Origin of the sequence: Pseudomonas paraversuta (assembly GCF_904067025.1) — a bacterium.
In the GTDB taxonomy this organism is placed as follows: domain Bacteria; phylum Pseudomonadota; class Gammaproteobacteria; order Pseudomonadales; family Pseudomonadaceae; genus Aquipseudomonas; species Aquipseudomonas paraversuta.
In genome coordinates, this window is the sequence record NZ_CAJFDA010000001.1 from 3,235,040 (window position 1) to 3,254,354 (window position 19,315).

Here is a 19,315-nt window from a genome sequence, read left to right on the forward strand (position 1 = left end):
CACTGCCTGTAAAACATAGGCGGCAAAACGAAAGCTCATACATGGACTTCAGGCATGCCTGAAAGAAGTTTTCGCAGAACATCAGGTCACCCGGACCGAGAAGATCGGTGAAGCCCGGAATGATCGCATCGGATTTTGCTTTGGTTTTGGGCAACAGACGGCCGCCCGCCCATGATCGACAGACAAACCCAGCGGCGCTATTGCTGCACACCCGTTCAACTGCCCAACAAAGACGCGCATTCTACTTCGGGGAGGGTGTCAGGTCGAACCCTGACGCAGACAAACTCAGCGGACCGCCACGACAAACCCGTCGCAGCCCGCTGATCATGGCTCAAACTCGGACATTGCCCCGTGGCCCGGCGATGGCCCAAATGATCAGGCCCAGCACCGGCAGGAAGATAATCAGCAATACCCAGATGATTTTCGCCCCGGTTCCTGCACCGCTTTTGATCACATTGATGATGGCCCAAATATCCAGAGCCAGAATAATCAGGCCAATCAGACCGTTGAACGTGGACCCCATGATGACGCTCCTGAGTGAGTAACTGTTCACATAGGATAGTCAGCTGTGGCCAGGGTTCCGGTTTTTATTGCATGGACCGGGCCTGTCAGACGTGAACCGCTACTTTCAAGGCTTCCAGCGAAGGTGCAGCACTGATCCCGGCTTCGGCACACAGCTCCAGAACACGAGGCACGTCATTGCCGAAAACCAGCACCACCTGAATCTCGTCATCCAGCGGCTGGCTCAGGTTCATCAGCACGTATCCGCCCTTCTCCGGATTCATGCTCCCCATCTGGATCTGAATGCGGTTGAGGGCCGTCAGCGCCTCTGTTTTAGCCAGTTGCTTGGGTTTGATGTTGAATGCGACACCCGGACCAAACGACGCCACGATCTGTGCAAACAGCTCCATATAGGTATCGGCCTGAAACAGGACGGTGTCTGGCAGGCTCCCGATCACGACCCACTCACCCAGGGCAATCGGGAAGCTGTCGTCGTAGTTGATATCCGGGTTGGCTGCCAGAAATGCCACCGGGTCTGCGTAAGCCTGGGCGGCTTCTGTGGCGATGGTGGCGATATCGTCGTCGTCCATGCACCCGGAGCTGATTTTACTGATGAGTTCAACGAGAGTGGTTTTCATGGGCGAGGCCTGTCACGAGGAAAATTGAGGGCGCGCAGGATATATCAAATGCGCCCCCCGGGGTCCGAAATCAGCCCGCCAGTTTCTCGAGCTGAGCCACGGCATCTGTGGCGCCCATGGTTTTGGCGGCATCCAGTGCAGTAATGCCATTGGCATCCTTGGCCTGCGGATCAGCCCCTTTGCTGATCAGGTAGTCGATGATAGCGACGCGATTGAACATCGCAGCCATCATCAGCGCAGTACGGCCATCGAACGAAGCGCCTTCAACCTGAGCGCCCCCCTCCACCAGCGCTTTGACCATCTCCAGGTCGCCTTTGAATGCTGCGCCTGCAATCGGGCTCTGACCGTTATCGTTGCGAATCTCGGGATCGGCTTTATGCTCGAGCAGAACCTTCACCGCTTCAACGTGCCCGTGATAGCTGGCGAGCATCAACAGGGTATCGCCCTTGTGATTGCGCAGATTGGGCGGCAAGCCCTTGCTCAGCAAGGCCGCCAGCATCGCCGCATCACCTTCGCGCGCCTTGTTGAACACCTGCTCGGCAAACTCCGCAGCCTCTTCCGGGGTCATCTGCCGATTCTGATCTGCTGGCTTGTCGTCTGACATATGAAGCTCCACGTTCGTTACAAAGAAATCCAGTTTCCTGAGACCGGCCCTGCGTGTCATCCCTTTTTTGCTCAAGTGCGCCATAGCGACAATCAATCGACTGGAATAATTCCATCCAACGGGAAAATAACCCGGACAAAATGGGCAAAATGCAGGATGCACGATGGCCAGTCATGCAGATTGCACGACGGCCAGCTCAGCCTGAAATTACAAGCCATTGATTTATAAGGATATTTTAAAAAATAAATAGTGGCACAATCACTGCAATACCTACTCCATGCAAGCCAGTCATGAGCCAATGGAGCTGAATCACATGAGCCTGATCCAAGAAAAATTCGCATCGTTGTTCTCTAACCACAGCGTTACTGTCAAACCCCGCCCGGATGGCGGCGTGTTGTTGACCCTGTGCGACAGCGATGGCAAACAGACACAACGCTCAATTTCCTATGCGCAATTGCACACCGCAGAACAACTGACCTGGGTGATCAGCGCGATTCGCCGCGACCTGGCCGGCACAGCCAGTGAACTGCCGACGATTTCGATGCTGCAAAGCCAGCACCGTTTTGCCCTGCCGACCTACCACTCCCGGTAATAACGCGGCATAAACCCGAAATACTAAAAAGCCAGCAGCCGCTATCAACGCGGCTGCTGGCTTTTGTCCATCTGGGTCGACTTTGCCCAAGCTCCTTGGGCAGCGCGCCCTTAGTCTTCGAAACCAGGGAAGCGGCCGGCAATGTCCTGCCCGGTGTAACTCATCACCAGGGCTTCAGGATTGCTGAACAGGCGGATGGCAACAAAATGCGGATGCTCGCCCATGTCAAACCAGTGGGCAGTGCCCGCAGGGACTGAGATCAGGTCATTTTTCTCGCACAGTACCGCGTAGACATAATCCCCCATATGCAAGCTGAACAGCCCGCGCCCTGCCACCAGGAAACGCACTTCATCTTCCCCGTAGTGATGCTCGTCCAGAAACCTGGCGCGCAACTCGGCTTTTTGCGGGTGGTCACGATCGAGGCTGATCACATCAACCGCGATATAACCGCCCTCGGTCATCAAGTGGTCAATCTGCTCACGGTTGGCATCGATTACTTCTTCCTGGCTGGCACCCGGCCGGATCGGCGCGCACGCCTGCCAGCGATCAAAATGCACACCCTGCTCGGCCAGAGTCGCAGCGATGTCTTCAAGGTGGGTCAGCACCTTGTTCGGCATTTCGGGGCTTGATACGTGATAAACGGACAGACTGCTCATTGGACGTGGTTCCTCGGCATAGGCATGCCCTTACGGCTATTACAGGCCGCTCAGGCATCCTTTCAAATCAGGCTGCAAATTTACGGCGAAGTCAGGGTTGTGCCCTGTCCTCTTGCAGTCGAGTGGCAATGATAACGGCTGCCGCCAGCGCTGCGACGCTTGCCATACTAAAGGTGATAGTCGGGCCCAGCGTGTTCCAGCTGTACCCGGCGTACAACGCACCGACCGCGCCGCCAATGCCGGCCAGGGTGGCATACAGCGCCTGCCCTTGCCCCTGCTGGCCCGGACCGAAGCTGCGCTGCACGAACGTCATGGCAGAGGCATGAAAACTGCCGAAGGTGGCGGCGTGCAGCAATTGCGCCAGCAGCAACAGCCACAGGTACTCGGCAACAGACCCCAACAGCAGCCAGCGCAATGCAGCCAACAGAAAGCTGAACATTAATACCCGGCGCACCGAAAATCTTTGCAGGATGCGGCGCATGGCCAAAAACATCAGCACTTCTGCCACCACCCCCAACGCCCACAGCAAGCCGATCACACCCCGGCTATAGCCGAGGGCTTCAAGGTGCAGGGTGAGAAAGGTGTAGTACGGTCCGTGGCTCATCTGCATCAACGCGACACAGACGTAAAACGCGATCACCCCGGGGCTGCACAGCTGCTGCAAAAAGCCCCCTTCCAGCGGCTCTCGCCCCTGATATGAGGGCTGGGCGTTTGGCACCCACAGACTGAACAGGACAATCCCGGCCATGACCAGGATCAGCGCAGCCGGATAGATGTCCAGGCTCAACCATTCAAACAAACGCCCCAGAAGAACGACGGCGAGGATAAAACCAATGGATCCCCACAACCGGATCTGGCTGTAGCGCTCCGGCTGCTCGCGCAAATGGGCGAAGGTGATGACTTCAAACTGTGGCAGCACGGCGTGCCAGAAGAACGCGTGCAATGCCATGACCAGCGCCAGCCAGGCGTAACTCTTGCCGAAGAAGATCAAGCTGAAGCTGAGCAGCGTACAGAGCGCCCCCAGTCGCACGATCAACAGGCGCTTGCCGGTGTAATCCCCCAGCCAGCCCCACAGATTGGGGGCTATGCAGCGCATCAGCATCGGAATGGCCACCAGCTCGCCTATTCGCGCGCTGGAGAACCCGAGATGATGAAAGTACAGCGCCAGAAAAGGCGCTGTTGCACCGAGCAAAGCGAAGTAAAAAAGATAGAACCCCGACAATCGCCAGTAAGGAAGTGGCGCCACCGTCGTCAGACCATGGCGCTCAACAGTCCTTGCATTACAACTGGCCCAGCACAGGCGTGCTGACACTCACATCGGCATTCTGCCCGCGATGGCGCAGCAGGTGGTCCATCAACACGATTGCCATCATCGCCTCGGCAATCGGCGTGGCACGGATGCCCACGCACGGGTCATGGCGGCCCTTGGTGATGACGTCCACCGGGTTACCGTCAACATCAATCGAGCGACCCGGGGTGGTGATGCTGGATGTCGGCTTGAGCGCCAGATGCGCAACAATCGGCTGACCGCTGGAAATACCGCCCAGAATGCCGCCCGCGTTGTTGCTGAGGAAACCTTGGGGCGTCATCTCGTCGCGATGCTCGGTGCCGCGCTGGGCAACACTGGCAAAACCCGCACCGATTTCAATGCCCTTGACTGCGTTGATGCTCATCAGCGCATGGGCCAGTTCTGCATCCAGACGGTCGAAAATCGGTTCGCCCAGGCCCGGAATGACCCCTTCGGCCACGACGGTAATTTTCGCCCCGACGGAATCCTGATCGCGACGCAGCTGGTCCATGTAGGCCTCGAGCTCGGGCACTTTGTCCGGGTCGGGGCTGAAGAATGCGTTTTCTTCGACCGAATCCCAGGTCTTGAACGGGATTTCAATCGGGCCCAGCTGGCTCATGTAGCCACGGATCACAATGCCCTGGGTCGCCAGGTACTTTTTGGCAATCGCACCCGCCGCCACGCGCATGGCGGTTTCACGGGCCGAGCTGCGGCCGCCGCCGCGGTAATCACGTTCACCGTATTTGTGGTGATAGGTGTAGTCCGCGTGGGACGGGCGGAACAGATCCTTGATCGCCGAGTAGTCCTTGGACTTCTGGTCGGTATTGCGGATCAGCAGGCCGATGGCGCAACCGGTAGTGCGGCCTTCAAAAACACCAGAGAGAATTTCGACTTCGTCGGCCTCCTGGCGCTGGGTGGTATGACGGCTGGTGCCAGGCTTGCGTCGATCCAGATCGTGCTGCAAGTCTTCAATGGACAGCTCGAGCCCGGGCGGGCAGCCATCAACAATGGCGACCAACGCCGGGCCATGGCTTTCGCCAGCGGTGGTGACAGTGAACAGCTTGCCGAAGGTATTGCCGGACATGCAGGGCGCTCCGCGAAAATCAGCCGATTGAATTCAGCCTCGATAACTATGCGCGCCAGTATACGCAGGCTGCCCTTGTAGTTCATCCTCGAACCTTACTCATCCGGGTTTGTCCAACCGGCACATTAGACAATGATGGCGTGATGATGCTGCGAATACTTTTTTTAGCCCTGACCCTGTTTGGCACCCAGGCCCTGGCGGCCCCCCCTTCTAATGTGTTGCTGCGGCCCATCGAGCTGGACACCGGCTCCGGCACGCTTTATGGCTCGCTGGTGCTGCCAAAGAGCGATAAACCCGTGCCCGTGGTACTGATCATTGCCGGCTCCGGCCCCACCGACCGCGATGGCAACAACACCATTGGCGGACGCAACGACAGCCTGAAAAAGCTGGCATGGCGCCTTGCCCAGAGCAATATCGCCAGCGTGCGTTTCGACAAGCGCGGGATTGCCCAAAGCCAGCCCGCCGGGCCTGACGAAAGCAAACTGAGCCTGGACCAATACGTTACCGATGCCGTGGCCTGGGGCGAGAAGCTCAAAAGTGACCCGCGCTTCGGCAAGGTGTTTGTCCTGGGCCATAGCGAAGGTGCGCTGATCGCCAGCCTGGCCGCGCCGCGCATAGGCGCCGCCGGGGTAATTTCGATTGCCGGCACGGGACGCCCGGTCGGCCAGTTGTTGCGCGAGCAGCTACAGCGCAATCACCTGCCACCGGCCATGCTCAAGCGCAGCTTCGAGCTGATCAGCACCCTCGAAGCCGGGCGCACCGATGACAATGTGCCCGCCGACCTTGAAGTGATTTTCCGTCCAAGTGTGCAGCCGTACATGATCAGCCTGCTGCGCTATAACCCGGCTACCGCTTTTGCCGCACTGAAGATGCCGGCCCTGATTATCCAGGGCACCCACGACATCCAGGTCGAGGTCAAGGATGCACGCCTGCTCAAGGCGGCCAAGCCGGATGCCGTGCTGACCCTGATCAACGGCATGAACCACGTGATGCGCATAGTGCCGATGGACATGAAACGCCAGATCCAGTCCTACAACGACCCCAATCAGCGGGTGGCGGGAGAACTTGGTGATCGAACTGTGCGCTTCATCACTAAAGTGAATGCCGCCCAGCCCTCCAGTCCTGGCACTAACGGCCGATAAGCCAGTGTCGACCGCCCAAATCAGGTCGACATACCGGGCTTGCACAGGACTCTGCCGTTATGAGCGACACCCCATCACAACCCGCCGGCCCTGAAGAGTCGGCAACGCCCGAGACGCCTGTGCGGCCTTGGGCAGATGTGCACCCCGAGCATTTCAAAATGCTGCGCCTGGCCCCCCTGCAGACTGACCGCAGCACCGGCGCGCGGCCTTTGCGCTTTGTGCAGTTCGGCTATGCCGAGCGCAACAACAAAGACCTCAGCCTGTTGCGGCTGGAGATCCTGCTGCCCGGGCAAAAGGTACGCAAAGAACAGAACCAGCTTGAGGTGTGGGTCGACCATGCCACCCAGCGGGTGAGCATCAGCCCCGAGCGCGGTGTGCTGGTTGAGCCCATGAATCGCGGCATCGGTCGTTTCCTGATGGCCCAGGGGATTGAGTGGGTACAGAAGAAATGGGCGCGTTACCATTTTGACAGCATCGACTTGCCCAGCCGCGATGCCCTCAACGAAGACACCCGCCTGCGCCGCGACCACTGCCTGCGCACCCAGGGCTTTGATGTGATCTATGAGGACGCACTGCAGCGTAAGGCGCGGATCGAAAAAGTGCAGGCCGGCGAGCTGTACAACACCTGGAACAGCGAAAAAATCCAGTTCGTGGAGATTCTCGAGGCCGCACAAATGCTTCAGCAAGCAGAACAAAATCTGCAGGCACAAGAACTGAAACTGCGGGAAAAAGAAGAACGGATCAGCAAATACCAGCGCGAAGATACCGGTTTGCGCTTCACCATCACCTGCCTGGTTGCCTTTGCAGTGTTCCAGGCAGCGCTACTGATCTGGATTGCGACTCACCGCTAAAAAACGGCAGGAGCCTGGCTTGCCAGGCGCCTGCCGATCCAGGGCTTAAACCCGCGAAGCAAACAGCGCTTGATGCTCACGGCATTGCTCGGCCGTAAGCATGAATACGCCATGCCCGCCGCGCTCAAACTCGAGCCAGGCAAAGTCGACTTCCGGATACAACGACTCGACGTGAACCTGGCTATTGCCCACCTCAACGATCAACAAACCCTTGTCGGTCAGATGATCGCCTGCCTCGGCCAGCATCCGGCGAACCAGATTCAGCCCGTCATCGCCGCACGCCAGGCCCAGCTCGGGTTCGTGCTGATACTCCGCCGGCATGTCAGCAAAATCTTCAGCGTCGACATAGGGCGGGTTTGACACGATCAAATCGAAGCGCTGCCCCGGCAGACCATCAAAGCCATCGCCCTGAACCGTGTATACCCGCTCATCAACGCCATGGCGTTCAATGTTCTGGTTGGCCACTTCGAGTGCTTCGTAGGACAGGTCGGCCAGCACCACTTCGGCATTCTGGAACTCATACGCACAGGCGATGCCGATGCAGCCCGAGCCGGTGCACAGATCGAGGATCCGCGCCGGTTCTGCACCCAGCCACGGCTCGAAACGCTTTTCGATCAGCTCACCAATCGGCGAGCGCGGAATCAACACGCGCTCATCAACGATAAACGACATGCCGCAGAACCATGCCTCGCCCAGCAGGTAAGCCGTCGGCACGCGCTCTTCAATCCGGCGCTTGAGCAGATGCTGCAGATTAACCAGCTCATCGTCCTCGAGGCGGCAGTCGAGATAGCTGTCAGCGATTTCCCAGGGCAGGTTCAATGCCCCCAACACCAACTGTCGGGCTTCGTCCCAAGCGTTGTCGGTACCATGACCAAAGAACAGCTCTTCCCCATGAAAGTGGCTGACGGCCCAGCGAATATGGTCGCGCAGAGTGCGCAGGCGGGAAGTGATCACGGTCTTACTCCTCAAAATCGACCGATGATTCTAACAGCCAAATCCCGACAGGGTTAAGGTTGTGCCCTACGGTCAGGCAAAATGCCAAGCCGGGCGCACATAACAGCTGCGCAAAAACCCAAAATCACTCCATTTCGTACACTTGGGCACTCCGGCGCTCACCTCTGGCTGCGCTGTAGGCCAAGAACCACGTGGCTTACACGACTAGCCATTCACATAAGCGCCCGGCCAGTGGAGAATGTCGCAAAAGCCCCACTCAAAGGAGCCCCTCGAATGCCCGCTTTAAAGACGATGTTTCAACTCACTGGACGTGGTTATGCCGCTGCCAGCCTGAGCAACGCCAGCCTGCTGATCATCGATGCGCAAAATGAATACCTGAGCGGGCCTCTGGCCTTGTCCGGAATGGAAGCCGCCACCGCCAATATCGCCCTTCTGCTCGACGCGGCCCGCAAGGCCAAGCGCCCCGTGGTTCATATCCGCCATCTGGGCACGGTGGGTGGCATGTTCGACCCTCAAGGCGAACGCGGCGCGTTCATCAAGGGCCTGGAGCCTCAAGGTGATGAGTTGATCATCGAAAAACGCATGCCCAACGCCTTCAATGACACCGGCCTGCAAAAAGCCCTGGAAAACCTGGGCTCCCTGGATGTGATTGTCTGCGGCTTCATGAGCCACTCCAGCGTCAGCACCACGGTTCGCGCCGCCAAAGACTATGGCTTGCGCTGCACCCTGGTCGAAGATGCCTGCGCCACACGCGACCTGCCTACTCCGGATGGCATTATCAGCGCCGCGCAGGTACAGAAAACCGAGATGGCAATCATGAATGACAACTTCGCCACCTTGACCCTGACCAAAAACCTGATTTGATCCCGTCCGCTCCTGATAGGCGGGCTGCTCAAGCCGCCTATCGAGACATTCCATTGCCAGCACGCTCCCCTTTTCAGCGCATCTCAGGAACAACCTGTCCATGTTCCTGTCGAAGGGCCGATACCCTTTAAGGAAAGATCGGAATGAAGATCGCCGATGGTTTTGACGCGCGACGTTTGCGTCCCAAGGCACACAGCAACTGGCGTTCGCGTCTGGTGCTGCTTTTTGCCGCCCTGCTGACGCTGTGCGGCGTGCTATTGCTACTGGCCGGCGCCAGTAGCCTGATTGGCCATCCAGAGGCGTTGGGCGAGCTCAACGCCAGCCCTGCCGGGGCGATCGTAGTGCTGGTATTCGGAATACTGATCAGCTGGCTGGGTGTCTGGCTTTGGCGCCGCCGCCGTCGCCGGATGCGCCAGCCGTTTGGGCTGAGCATGGCTGCGCACCTGATGAAAAAGCGCGACTGAGGCATATCCGCCGCCCGATTGTCGTCGACTTGGGTAAACTAGCCGCCCTTCGCGGAGGCTGACATGCAAGACGACGACTTTTCCCTGTTCAAAAACGAGACTCGCGGTGTAAAGCCGATCAAGCATGATCGTGCCGATACCGGCAAACCCAAATCCGACCGGGCACAACTGGCCAAACTGCGCCAGAACGCGACCGTGCGCACCAATGCCACGATCATCGACGGCCTGTCGGACCAGTTTGTGATTGATGTCGGCCCCGAAGACCAATTGAACTGGTCACGGGACGGCGTGCAAGAAAGCCAGATGCGCAAGCTCAAACTCGGCCAGATCAGCTTCGAAGGCAGTCTTGACCTGCACGGCATGACCGTCGAAAAGGCCCGCGAAACCCTGTGGGAGTTTCTGGGCGAAGCCTCCCGCCTTGAAGTGCGCTGTGTCCGCGTCACCCACGGCAAAGCCGTGCGCCTGGACGGCAAGCGACCAATGATCAAAAGTCACGTCAACACATGGTTGCGCCAACACTCGCAAGTGCTGGGGTTCTGCTCCTGCCAGGCCAGGCATGGGGGCGCCGGCGCGGTTTACGTCATGCTCAAGCGCACCATGATGGACGGTCGCGACGAGTAACACCCTATCACCACACTTGCAGCGCCGTGCCAGCCCCCGTACCCTTACTCTTTGCGAAAAATCCCACAGGTAGATTAATGTCCCTGGAACAAAACTACACCGCGATCCTCGGTCAACTCGGCGAAGACGTTTCCCGTGAAGGCCTGCTGGATACGCCAAAGCGTGCCGCCAAAGCCATGCAGTACCTTTGCCGCGGCTATGAGCAAACCCTGGAAGAAGTCACCAACGGTGCCTTGTTCAGCTCTGACAACAGCGAAATGGTACTGGTCAAGGACATCGAGCTTTATTCGTTGTGCGAACACCATTTGTTGCCGTTTATCGGCAAAGCCCACGTCGCTTACATTCCGAGCGGCAAAGTGCTGGGCCTGTCGAAAGTGGCACGGATAGTCGACATGTACGCCCGTCGCCTGCAGATTCAGGAAAACCTGAGCCGGCAGATTGCCGATGCAGTGATGCAGGTTACCGGTGCGCTGGGCGTGGCCGTAGTGATTGAAGCCAAGCACATGTGCATGATGATGCGCGGTGTCGAGAAACAGAACTCGTCGATGATCACCTCGGTGATGCTGGGTGAGTTCCGCGAAAACGCGGCCACCCGCAGCGAGTTTCTCAGCTTGATCAAGTAATATCCCCAGTCAGAAAGACCGGCGTTGATCGCCGGTTTTTTTTCGCCTGCCGATTTCAGGTAAGCTGCGCCCCTTCTTTCTCGCCCATGAGGCTTTTACTGTGTTTATCAAAGCGCTTCGCGTAGGCCTGGGTCAGCTGATCATCGCTGGCGATTTCATAACCCGTCCCGGCAAAAAGCAACGCCCGGCAGCGGCTCAGGCCCAGGTTGACGAGGCCGCCAAAAGCCTGACCCTGTACCAGTTCCATGCCTGCCCGTTCTGTGTAAAAACCCGCCGCACCCTGCGCCGCCTGAACGTACCGGTGGCACTGCGCGACGCCAAGAACAACGAACAGGACCGCCAGACGCTGCTGGAGCAAGGGGGCAAGATCAAAGTCCCGTGCCTGCGGATCGAAGAAGACGGCAAGACCACCTGGATGTACGACTCCAAAGTCATCATCGATTACCTGAACCAGCGTTTTGCCAACGTTTAACCTCCTGTGACCCGTACTCGCTGACGGGGAACCAAGGCTGCGAGCTCAGGTTTTGCGGGCTCTGCCCGATCGCAGCCCTGGTATATCTTCAGCGACTGCGGGTTGCTTCTGGTTCAGTCAGCGTCATCACCGTCCAACCTTGTGCAGATAATCCCCATGCGAAAATTACTTGCCCTGAGCCTGATCCTGTTGGGCGGCTGCAGTCATGAGCCGCAAACGTCCGGCATCAACGGACTATGGATCAACCAGGCGGCCATCGATTCAGCCGCCCAGGGCAGGCCCTTGCTGCAGGCCATTGATGCCCACGGCATGAACCTGGAATGGAACATCGACACCCGTAACGGCAAAGTACAATTTCGCAATGCATTCGAGCTGAACGAAGGCCAATTGCTGCCCAAGGCTCCCGGCACCTGGGCCATTTACCACGACGGGCATTTCATCAACGAACTGCAACTCAATGGCAAACAACTGATCCAGCAACCCACAAAAACTTACGCAGCCCAGGTTTTCTCACGTCCGGCCCGGTCCGTCGCCGGCGCCAGGACGGACACGAATTTCCGGCAGGCATTGAACGCAGCCTATATGGGTGGTCAGTGGAGGATCGTTGAAGGCCCGGGTACCGGCAACACCGTTGCGTTCAAAGATGATGGCGGTGTGACAGGGCTGGGACAAAATGACCGGTATCAGTTGTGCCTGGGAGGCGATTGCGCCAATCAAGGTGCCGGCAATGACACCCTCTACCTGGGCAAGGGTGATATCGGGGAAGGATGGATTTTCGTCCGTCATGGCAAGCAGTTGGAGATTTTCAAGGCGATCAACCTGTCACTGCCCGACGAAATCCCCCAGCTCACTCCAGGTCCACGCCAATGGCTGCTGGAAAAACAGTGACGCAAAAAAGGAGCCCTTGGGCTCCTTACTGCTCATTCAAGGCCTGACACCCTACCTGTGGCGAGCGGAGGACTGCACAGCAGTCCAATTTACAGGGCCGGTTTTCAACCTGTTCTGTATCTCAATCAAGCATCCCCACATGCCGCGGATGGCTGGCCACCCGTTGCAGCCAGGCTTGAATGCCCGGATAGCCGCTCAGGTCAAATCCGCCCTGATCTGCCACGTGGGTGTAGGCATACAGCGTCACGTCCGCAATCGAATAGTGATCGCCCACCAGATACGGAGTGCGGGCCAGCTGCTGTTCCATCACGTCCAGCGCCTTGTAACCGCGCTTTTGCAGTTTGCGGTATTCCTCAAGACGTTCCTCGGGCAACCCCAGGTACAACTGGATAAACCGCGCCACTGCAATGTAAGGCTCATGGCTGTATTGCTCGAAAAACTGCCACTGCAACACTTGCGTACGCAGCCGGGGCTCACCGGGCAAGAACTCGCTGCCGTCGGCCAGGTAGTTGAGAATCGCGTTGGACTCCCAAAGGCAGGTGCCGTCTTCGAGCTCCAGCACCGGCACTTTGCCGTTGGGGTTTTTCGCCAGAAATTCCGGGGTTTCAGTTTCGCCCTTGAGAATGTCCACCGCGAACCACTGATACTCAAGCCCCAGCAAATGCAACATCAGCTTGATCTTGTAGCAGTTGCCCGAGTTGTAATCGCCATAGACCTTGAGCATCGCAACTTCCTTCAGGCCGCCTGGGCGGCCTGTGCTTGACGAATCACGTTAGCCAGACGCTTGAGACCTTCGTGCAGGCGCTCAGGGTCGATATGGCTGAAGTTCAGACGCAGGCTGCCGACATTCTGATCCGGATTGGCAAAGAACGGTTCGCCCGGCATGAAGGCGACATTTTGCTCCAGCGCCGGCTTGAGCAAGGTACGGGTGTCAAACGGCTGCTTGAGGGTCAGCCAGAAGAACAGCCCGCCCTGCGGCACATGCCAGTCAGCCAGGTCCGAGAAATGCTCTTGCAGCGCCAGCTGAAAGCCATCGCGACGCACGCGATAGAAGTCCCGCAGCTCAGCCAGGTGGTTGCTCATTTTCTCGGTGCCGATCCACTGCAAGGCCTGCCACTGACCGACACGGTTGGTGTGCAAGTCCGCCGACTGCTTGAGGCGCAACAGATGCGGGAACAGGTCGGGGCTGGAAATCAGGAAGCCCACCCGCAGCCCCGGCAACAGGGTTTTGGACACGGTGCCGGTGTAGATCCAGCTGGCTTTTTTCAGGCGGCTGACAATCGGCGTGGCGCTGCCGCCATCGAAATTCAGTTCGCGGTACGGCTCGTCTTCGATCAGGGTCACACCGAACTCGTCCAGCAATGCCGCTACCGCGTCACGCTTGGTTTCGCTGTAACGCACGGCAGACGGGTTCTGGAAGGTCGGGATCAGGTAGATGAACGCCGGGCGATGTTGCTCCAGCTGCACCCGCAGCGCCGCCAGATCAGGGCCATCGGCTTGCAACGGGAAGCTCAGGCACTCGGCGCCGAACAATTGAAAAATTTGCAGCGCCGCCAGGTAGGTCGGCGCTTCGAGCATGATTTCGGTGCCCTTGTCGATGTACAGCTTGGCCGCCAGGTCGAGGGCCTGTTGCGAACCGCTGAGAACCATCACCTGGCTCGCATCACAATCAACCCCCAGGGCGCGGGCTTCTGCGGCCAGTACTTCACGCAGGGCCGGCTCGCCTTCGCTCATGCCATATTGGCCCATCGAGGCCGGCATGTCGGTCCAGTCGACCTTGGGCAGCATGGCCTCGGCCGGTAGTCCGCCGGCGAAAGACATGACTTCCGGACGTTGGGCCGCAGCCAGAATTTCGCGAATCAAAGAGCTTTTCAGGCGGGAAACACGTTCGGAGAAGGCCATACAGATCACCGGTAGCGGAAGTAATTGGAAATAAGTCAAACTGATTGACCGAAATTACGCCGCGCAGCCTAGATACGTCAATATGCCTGACCTTAAAAATCCAACCACTCAGCGCGCCGCCATGGAAGCCTTCTTCTTTGGCTATCAAGCATTTACCGCCAAAGCCGATGAAATGCTGGCCCGCCGCGGGCTGAGTCGGGTGCATCAGCGCATCGTTTTTTTTATCGCCCACTACCCCGGGGTGAGCGTCAAGGAGCTGCTGGTATTGCTGGGGGTCAGCAAGCAGGCATTGAATACGCCATTACGCCAGTTGATCGAGATGAACCTGGTACGCAGCGTTGCCCCCGAGACCGACAAGCGCAAGCGGCTACTGGAACTCACGGCTGACGGCGTCAGTTTCGAAAAAGCCCTGCGCCGCGAGCAAGTCAAATTGCTGCAACGGGTATTTGCCCAGGCGGGTGAAGACGCGGTCAATGGCTGGCTGGCGATCAATCAGGCTTTAGGCCAAAGCCGCCAGGCCTGACAGCTGCCTATCTGCCTATCTGTAGGAGCGAGCTTGCTCGCGAGCTTTTCAATGCAATAAAGCAGAGCTCGCAAGCAAGCTCGCTCCAACAGAGCCTATATTTCGATCACAATCCGAAAAACATTATTTGCTTTTTTTGTATACAAAAGCATAATCCTCGTCACACACAGATTTCTGACTCAAAGGTCAGGAAAAGCATCGCCCGCCTCAAACAGCGCCCTTACAAAAATAAAAGCCTGAGGACATTACCGTGGACAGCCAAAAGTCAGAAGCACCCGCCCTGGATCTTTCACCGCCCGCCTCCCGAGGCTGGCTGGAGCGCCTGTTCAAACTGTCGCTGCATGGCACTACGGTCAAAACCGAGCTGATTGCCGGGTTGACCACCTTTATCACCATGGCCTACATCATCTTCGTCAACCCCAACATCATGGCCGATGCCGGGATTGACCATGGCGCAGCCTTTGTCGCGACCTGCATCGCCGCTGCGCTGGGCAGCATGCTGATGGGTCTTTATGCCAACTGGCCGGTAGGCCTGGCGCCAGGCATGGGCCTCAACGCGTTCTTTACCTACACCGTGGTCGGCACCATGGGCTATAGCTGGGAAACCGCCCTTGGCGCAGTGTTTATCTCCGGCGTGCTGTTTTTGATTCTGACCCTGTCACGGGTCCGAGAATGGTTACTCAACAGCATCCCCGCCAGCCTGCGCTACGCCATGGGCGCCGGCGTCGGCCTGTTTCTGGGAATCATCGGCCTGAAAACCTCGGGCATCATCGTCGACAGCCCGGCCACCCTGATCAAGCTCGGCTCACTGCGCGACCCCGCTCCGCTGCTGGCCGCCGTGTGCTTTCTGATGATCGCGATTCTCAGCTATCACAGGGTGTTCGGCGCAATCCTGATCAGCATCATCGCCGTCACTCTGGCGGGCTGGGGCCTGGATCTGGTGCACTACAACGGCATCATGTCCGCCCCGCCCAGCCTGGCACCGACCTGGATGGCGATGGACCTCAAGGGCGTGTTCAACGTCAGCATGATCAGCGTGGTCCTGGCCTTCCTGTTTGTGCACATGTTCGACACCGCCGGCACCTTGATGGGGGTGGCCCAGCGCGCCGGACTGGTGAAAGCGGATGGCAAGATCGAAAACCTGTCCCGCGCCCTCAAGGCTGACAGTGCGTCCAGCGTATTTGGGGCAGTGGTCGGTGTACCGCCCGTCACCAGCTACGTCGAAAGTGCCGCAGGCGTTGCGGCCGGCGGACGTACCGGGCTCACCGCCGTGACCGTGGGCGTACTGTTTGTCGCCGCGATGTTCTTTGCCCCGCTGGCTGGCATGATTCCCGCCTATGCCACTGCCGGAGCGCTGATCTACGTGGCCATGCTGATGATGGGCGGCATGGAGCACATCAACTGGAGCGAACCTACCGATTGCATCCCGGCGATTGTGACCATGATCATGATGCCCCTGACCTTCTCGGTGGCTGACGGTATAGCCCTTGGCTTTATCAGCTACGTTGCACTCAAGGCCGGCACGGGCAGGTACCGCGAGATATCCGTGAGCCTGTGGGTGCTCTGCGCCATTTTCATTGCCAAGTTTATTTACCTGTAAACAGGGCAATATCGACCTGCCCCGCCCGGTGCGGGGCGTTTGCTTTTTTAGAAGAGGGAGAGCACGTAATGAGTCTGGAAACCTGGCTGCTGTTCAGCAGCGCGGCACTGGTGGTGATCCTTATCCCGGGGCCGTTGTCGTTACTGATGATCAGCAACAGTTTGAACTACGGCCTGCGCCGCTCGTACCCCGCCTTTCTGGGTGGCGTGATTGCCTCGATTTGCCTGCTCAGCGCTTCGGCACTGGGGCTGGGGGCCCTGCTGCTGGCCTCGGAACAGTTGTTCAGCGCGCTCAAGATCGTCGGTGCGCTGTACCTGTTCTACCTCGCCTGGCAAAGCTGGAAGCAATCGCGGCAACCGGCCACCGCCGTCAACGTACCGGCCGCCGCACCAAAACCGCGCTTCAGTGCCCTGTTTGGACGCGCGTTCGTACTGGGCGCCAGCAATCCGAAAGACATTCTGTTCTTTGCCGCATTTTTGCCGCAGTTTCTTGATCCCGATCAGCCTTTCCTGGCGCAGTTACTGGTGATGATTGCCACCTGGACCGTGCTGGACCTGCTCTGCAAGCTGGCCTACGGCCTGGGCGCACACGGCGCGGCGGGCTATCTGCGCAGCGGCAAGGGCCAGAGCTGGTTCAACCGTATCAGTGCCGGCCTGTTCGGCGTGGCGGGCACCGCGTCTTTGCTGAGCCGCTAAAGCCGGCAATAACACCTGTAGGAGCGAGCTTTTTAACAGCCCGCTCCTACAGGCTTGGCGCACATTGCGGGCAAAAAAAAGCCCGCAGTGCGAGCGGGCAAATAACCACATGCGCAGATCGAAAAACCTAGCTGCCGCGATACGTCGAATAGCTGTACGGCGAAATCAGTAGCGGCACATGGTAGTGATCCTGCTCGGCACTGATACCGAATCTGAGCACCACCACATCCAGAAATGCCGGCTCCGGCAACTGCACACCCCGTGCGCGGTAGTAGTCACCGGCACTGAACTGCAACTGATAAACCCCTGAACGGTAAGTGTCACCCTCCAGCAACGGTGCGTCGCAACGGCCATCGCTATTGGTCTGCGCCGTGGCGACCAGTTGCAGCTGCGAACCTTCCACCCGATACAGCTCGACCTTGATCGAACTGCCCGGACAACCGTGTGCGGCATCCAAAACGTGCGTAGTCAAACGTCCCATTGCGTGTGCGACCTCCCCGAACCGGTAAATAAAACTGGCGCTGCACCCTTTTGACCCGTCAAAAGATCCGGCGCAGCCAGGATTAAGACATTTATTAAAAAAATTGTACACAATTAAAAACGCAAATTAACCCAGGCCACAGCGCATAAGGCCTGGACCCCGTATTCCTTGAACACCGCTGCAGCCAAAGACTTTATATTCATAAGCTGACCAATCAGGCAAGTTTTTTGCAGGTACCTTTCCCGCACAAAGCATGGTAAAAATGCGCAAAAGCAGGGTTACAAACGTATTACAAAGTTGTATACAATCAGACCATCACAGTGACGCCAGGTCTGGCCAATCGACTGTTAACTAAACAATAAGGAAGATTGAGTGAGCGCTGACTACCCACGCGACCTGATTGGTTACGGTCCCAACCCTCCGCATCCGCATTGGCCGGACAACGCCCGCATCGCCCTGTCTTTCGTACTCAACTACGAAGAAGGCGGCGAGCGCAACATCCTCCACGGCGACAAAGAATCAGAAGCCTTCCTCTCGGAAATGGTTTCGGCGCAGCCGCTGCAGGGCGAGCGCAACATGAGCATGGAGTCCCTGTACGAATACGGCAGCCGTGCCGGCGTATGGCGCGTGCTCAAGCTGTTTCGCGAATTCGATATCCCGCTCACGGTGTTCGCCGTGGCCATGGCGGCCCAACGTCACCCTGACGTAATCCGGGCCATGGTTGCCGCCGGACATGAGATTTGCAGCCACGGTTATCGCTGGATCGACTACCAGTACATGGATGAAGCCCTCGAGCGCGAACACATGCTCGAAGCCATCCGCATCCTCACCGAAATCAGCGGCGAGCGTCCGCTGGGCTGGTACACCGGCCGCACCGGCCCCAATACCCGGCGGCTGGTGATGGAAGAAGGCGGCTTTCTGTATGACTCTGACACCTACGACGATGACCTGCCCTACTGGGAACCCAACAACCCCACCGGCAAGCCGCATCTGGTGATCCCTTACACCCTGGACACCAATGACATGCGCTTCACCCAGGTGCAGGGTTTCAACACCGGCGAGCAATTTTTCCAGTACCTCAAGGATGCTTTCGATGTGCTGTACGCCGAAGGCGCAGAGTCGCCGAAAATGCTATCGATCGGCCTGCATTGCCGCCTCATTGGCCGCCCTGCGCGTCTCGCCGCCCTCAAGCGCTTCCTTGAATACGCCAGGGGCCACGAACAGGTCTGGTTCACCCGCCGCGTGGACATCGCCCGGCACTGGCACGCCACCCACCCTTTTGTTGCAGAGACCGGCCAATGAGCACCTTCAAAACTCTCAAGCCTTCAACCCTGAGTCGTGAAGCGTTCGTGGCAGCCTTTGCCGATATTTACGAACACTCGCCCTGGGTCGCCGAAAAGGCTTACGACCTGGGTCTGGACAGCAGCGTCGACCAGATCGAAACCCTGCACCAGCGCATGAGTGACATTTTGTTGAGCGCCGATCACGCCAGTCAGCTGGCACTGATCAATGCTCACCCGGACCTGGCGGGCAAAGCTGCCGTACAGGGCCAACTGACCGAAGCCAGCACCCATGAACAGGCTGGCGCCGGTATTCACCAATGCACGGAAGAAGAGTTTCAGCGCTTCACCGAGCTGAACGAGGCCTATAAAGCCAAGTTCAAGTTTCCCTTCATCATGGCGGTAAAAGGCAGCGACCGGCACCAGATCCTCGCCGCGTTCGAGACCCGCATCCACAACCCGGCAGACGTCGAGTTCAAATGTGCGTTGGCGCAAATCAACAAAATAGCCCTGTTCCGATTACTCCAGCTCTAAGCCGAGCCGGCACCTGCCGGTCACGCATCTCCAGCCACTTATTTAAAGGCAGACCAGA

General features: G+C 58.3%; 24 protein-coding genes. 14 read left to right on the forward strand and 10 right to left on the reverse strand.

Features of this window, described 5'->3' with window-relative positions:
- Nucleotides 1-331: 331 nt before the first annotated feature.
- From JQ848_RS14575 to JQ848_RS14585, 3 genes are all read right to left on the reverse strand, one after another.
- Nucleotides 332-523 carry a PLDc N-terminal domain-containing protein gene (locus JQ848_RS14575; RefSeq protein WP_003442042.1) on the reverse strand — a complete coding sequence of 64 codons (192 nt, stop codon included), beginning with the start codon at nucleotides 521-523 and terminating at the stop codon, nucleotides 332-334.
- 85 nt (nucleotides 524-608) lie between these two features.
- Nucleotides 609-1,139 carry a hypothetical protein gene (locus tag JQ848_RS14580; RefSeq protein ID WP_010656408.1) on the reverse strand — a complete coding sequence of 177 codons (531 nt, stop codon included), beginning with the start codon at nucleotides 1,137-1,139 and terminating at the stop codon, nucleotides 609-611.
- 70 nt (nucleotides 1,140-1,209) lie between these two features.
- On the reverse strand, nucleotides 1,210-1,743 hold the full coding sequence (locus tag JQ848_RS14585; protein ID WP_003442036.1) for an ankyrin repeat domain-containing protein: 534 nt from the start codon (nucleotides 1,741-1,743) through the stop codon (nucleotides 1,210-1,212).
- Nucleotides 1,744-2,056: 313 nt separating this feature from the next.
- On the opposite strand from JQ848_RS14585, the gene JQ848_RS14590 reads away from it, so the two are divergent.
- A complete protein-coding gene (locus tag JQ848_RS14590; RefSeq protein WP_003442035.1) occupies nucleotides 2,057-2,335 on the forward strand; it encodes a DUF3509 domain-containing protein in 279 nt (92 codons plus the stop codon).
- Nucleotides 2,336-2,445: 110 nt separating this feature from the next.
- Here JQ848_RS14590 and JQ848_RS14595 read toward each other — a convergent pair whose 3' ends face one another.
- The 3 genes from JQ848_RS14595 to aroC all read right to left on the reverse strand — a co-directional run bounded on the left by JQ848_RS14595 (nucleotide 2,446) and on the right by aroC (nucleotide 5,363).
- The gene (locus JQ848_RS14595) at nucleotides 2,446-2,991 is read right to left on the reverse strand and encodes a 1,2-dihydroxy-3-keto-5-methylthiopentene dioxygenase (RefSeq protein WP_003442034.1); all 546 of its coding nucleotides are present in this window, start codon (nucleotides 2,989-2,991) and stop codon (nucleotides 2,446-2,448) included.
- A 91-nt stretch (nucleotides 2,992-3,082) separates the two neighbouring features.
- On the reverse strand, nucleotides 3,083-4,237 hold the full coding sequence (locus JQ848_RS14600; RefSeq protein WP_202210890.1) for an MFS transporter: 1,155 nt from the start codon (nucleotides 4,235-4,237) through the stop codon (nucleotides 3,083-3,085).
- Between the two features lie 34 nt (nucleotides 4,238-4,271).
- Nucleotides 4,272-5,363 carry a chorismate synthase gene (aroC, locus tag JQ848_RS14605; protein WP_003442032.1) on the reverse strand — a complete coding sequence of 364 codons (1,092 nt, stop codon included), beginning with the start codon at nucleotides 5,361-5,363 and terminating at the stop codon, nucleotides 4,272-4,274.
- 143 nt (nucleotides 5,364-5,506) lie between these two features.
- Here aroC and JQ848_RS14610 point away from each other — a divergent pair, with 143 nt between their 5' ends.
- The gene (locus JQ848_RS14610; protein WP_003442029.1) at nucleotides 5,507-6,505 is read left to right on the forward strand and encodes an alpha/beta hydrolase; all 999 of its coding nucleotides are present in this window, start codon (nucleotides 5,507-5,509) and stop codon (nucleotides 6,503-6,505) included.
- A gap of 59 nt (nucleotides 6,506-6,564) precedes the next feature.
- Nucleotides 6,565-7,356, forward strand: a complete 792-nt coding sequence (locus JQ848_RS14615; RefSeq protein ID WP_202210891.1) for a hypothetical protein — start codon at nucleotides 6,565-6,567, stop codon at nucleotides 7,354-7,356.
- A gap of 45 nt (nucleotides 7,357-7,401) precedes the next feature.
- On the opposite strand, the gene prmB is transcribed toward JQ848_RS14615, so the two are convergent.
- A complete protein-coding gene (gene prmB / locus JQ848_RS14620) occupies nucleotides 7,402-8,310 on the reverse strand; it encodes a 50S ribosomal protein L3 N(5)-glutamine methyltransferase (protein ID WP_003442023.1) in 909 nt (302 codons plus the stop codon).
- Between the two features lie 273 nt (nucleotides 8,311-8,583).
- On the opposite strand from prmB, the gene JQ848_RS14625 reads away from it, so the two are divergent.
- The 6 genes from JQ848_RS14625 (at nucleotide 8,584) to JQ848_RS14650 (ending at nucleotide 12,242) form a co-directional block, all read left to right on the forward strand.
- Nucleotides 8,584-9,174 carry a cysteine hydrolase family protein gene (locus JQ848_RS14625; protein ID WP_003442020.1) on the forward strand — a complete coding sequence of 197 codons (591 nt, stop codon included), beginning with the start codon at nucleotides 8,584-8,586 and terminating at the stop codon, nucleotides 9,172-9,174.
- A gap of 143 nt (nucleotides 9,175-9,317) precedes the next feature.
- Complete coding sequence (locus tag JQ848_RS14630; RefSeq protein ID WP_003442017.1) at nucleotides 9,318-9,638, forward strand: hypothetical protein; 321 nt, start codon at nucleotides 9,318-9,320, stop codon at nucleotides 9,636-9,638.
- Nucleotides 9,639-9,701: 63 nt separating this feature from the next.
- Nucleotides 9,702-10,259, forward strand: coding sequence for a Smr/MutS family protein (locus JQ848_RS14635; RefSeq protein ID WP_003442014.1), 558 nt, complete (start codon nucleotides 9,702-9,704; stop codon nucleotides 10,257-10,259).
- Between the two features lie 77 nt (nucleotides 10,260-10,336).
- The gene (folE, locus tag JQ848_RS14640) at nucleotides 10,337-10,882 is read left to right on the forward strand and encodes a GTP cyclohydrolase I FolE (protein WP_003442011.1); all 546 of its coding nucleotides are present in this window, start codon (nucleotides 10,337-10,339) and stop codon (nucleotides 10,880-10,882) included.
- 100 nt (nucleotides 10,883-10,982) lie between these two features.
- Nucleotides 10,983-11,354, forward strand: a complete 372-nt coding sequence (locus tag JQ848_RS14645; protein ID WP_003442008.1) for a glutathione S-transferase N-terminal domain-containing protein — start codon at nucleotides 10,983-10,985, stop codon at nucleotides 11,352-11,354.
- Nucleotides 11,355-11,510: 156 nt separating this feature from the next.
- On the forward strand, nucleotides 11,511-12,242 hold the full coding sequence (locus JQ848_RS14650; RefSeq protein ID WP_161718844.1) for a hypothetical protein: 732 nt from the start codon (nucleotides 11,511-11,513) through the stop codon (nucleotides 12,240-12,242).
- 121 nt (nucleotides 12,243-12,363) lie between these two features.
- Here JQ848_RS14650 and JQ848_RS14655 read toward each other — a convergent pair whose 3' ends face one another.
- Both JQ848_RS14655 and JQ848_RS14660 read right to left on the reverse strand, forming a co-directional pair.
- The gene (locus JQ848_RS14655) at nucleotides 12,364-12,966 is read right to left on the reverse strand and encodes a glutathione S-transferase family protein (RefSeq protein WP_010656413.1); all 603 of its coding nucleotides are present in this window, start codon (nucleotides 12,964-12,966) and stop codon (nucleotides 12,364-12,366) included.
- Nucleotides 12,967-12,977: 11 nt separating this feature from the next.
- The gene (locus JQ848_RS14660) at nucleotides 12,978-14,144 is read right to left on the reverse strand and encodes an aminotransferase-like domain-containing protein (protein WP_003441999.1); all 1,167 of its coding nucleotides are present in this window, start codon (nucleotides 14,142-14,144) and stop codon (nucleotides 12,978-12,980) included.
- Nucleotides 14,145-14,226: 82 nt separating this feature from the next.
- Here JQ848_RS14660 and JQ848_RS14665 point away from each other — a divergent pair, with 82 nt between their 5' ends.
- The 3 genes from JQ848_RS14665 (at nucleotide 14,227) to JQ848_RS14675 (ending at nucleotide 16,962) form a co-directional block, all read left to right on the forward strand.
- Nucleotides 14,227-14,667: a MarR family winged helix-turn-helix transcriptional regulator gene (locus JQ848_RS14665; protein ID WP_003441996.1), complete on the forward strand. Its 441-nt coding sequence runs from the start codon at nucleotides 14,227-14,229 to the stop codon at nucleotides 14,665-14,667.
- A 250-nt stretch (nucleotides 14,668-14,917) separates the two neighbouring features.
- Complete coding sequence (locus JQ848_RS14670; RefSeq protein WP_003441995.1) at nucleotides 14,918-16,267, forward strand: NCS2 family permease; 1,350 nt, start codon at nucleotides 14,918-14,920, stop codon at nucleotides 16,265-16,267.
- A 68-nt stretch (nucleotides 16,268-16,335) separates the two neighbouring features.
- Nucleotides 16,336-16,962: a LysE family translocator gene (locus tag JQ848_RS14675; protein WP_003441992.1), complete on the forward strand. Its 627-nt coding sequence runs from the start codon at nucleotides 16,336-16,338 to the stop codon at nucleotides 16,960-16,962.
- 127 nt (nucleotides 16,963-17,089) lie between these two features.
- On the opposite strand, the gene uraH is transcribed toward JQ848_RS14675, so the two are convergent.
- Nucleotides 17,090-17,443: a hydroxyisourate hydrolase gene (uraH, locus tag JQ848_RS14680; RefSeq protein ID WP_003441977.1), complete on the reverse strand. Its 354-nt coding sequence runs from the start codon at nucleotides 17,441-17,443 to the stop codon at nucleotides 17,090-17,092.
- A 372-nt stretch (nucleotides 17,444-17,815) separates the two neighbouring features.
- On the opposite strand from uraH, the gene puuE reads away from it, so the two are divergent.
- Both puuE and uraD read left to right on the forward strand, forming a co-directional pair.
- On the forward strand, nucleotides 17,816-18,745 hold the full coding sequence (gene puuE / locus JQ848_RS14685) for an allantoinase PuuE (RefSeq protein ID WP_003441974.1): 930 nt from the start codon (nucleotides 17,816-17,818) through the stop codon (nucleotides 18,743-18,745).
- Nucleotides 18,742-19,257, forward strand: coding sequence for a 2-oxo-4-hydroxy-4-carboxy-5-ureidoimidazoline decarboxylase (uraD, locus tag JQ848_RS14690; RefSeq protein WP_003441971.1), 516 nt, complete (start codon nucleotides 18,742-18,744; stop codon nucleotides 19,255-19,257). Before puuE ends, uraD begins: the two co-directional genes overlap by 4 nt.
- Nucleotides 19,258-19,315: the final 58 nt, after the last annotated feature.